This window comes from Staphylococcus sp. HMSC063A07 (assembly GCF_001836955.1).
GTDB classification, from domain to species: domain Bacteria; phylum Bacillota; class Bacilli; order Staphylococcales; family Staphylococcaceae; genus Staphylococcus; species Staphylococcus lugdunensis.
On record NZ_KV830928.1, the window covers coordinates 1 to 444 of the forward strand.

Annotated in this window: 1 protein-coding gene; it reads right to left on the reverse strand. The window is 40.3% G+C overall.

Annotation, left to right across the window (positions count from 1 at the left end; genetic code table 11):
• Nucleotides 1-444, reverse strand: a 444-nt coding sequence (locus tag HMPREF2597_RS08470; RefSeq protein WP_176747068.1) for an Ig domain-containing protein, incomplete at both ends; no start/stop codon positions are given.

Here is a 444-nt window from a genome sequence, read left to right on the forward strand (position 1 = left end):
ATTCACTTCTTTGGTTTGGTCACTAATTCCCTTCACCGTTGGTACCGTTGTGTCTACAACTTTGATTGTGAATTTTATCTCAACACTATTACCATCGGTATCCTTACTTGTCACTACAATTGGATAAGTGCCTACTTTTGTGGCTATGCCGCTTATTGTATTTGTTGTCGGATCAAATGTTACTCCGCTTGGTAAGCCACTGACTGTGTTTGTTACTGGCTGGCCGCTATTATCTTTCGCATCAATCTTGATGTTATCAATTTCAGTATTCACTTCTTTGGTTTGATCACTTATCTCTTTCACCGTCGGTGCTGTCGTGTCTACAACTTTGATATTGAATTTTGTCTCAACACTATTACCCTCAGCGTCAGTGCTTATCACTACTATTGGATAGGTGCCGACTTTTGTGGCTACGCCGCTTATTGTGTTTGTTGTCGGATTAAA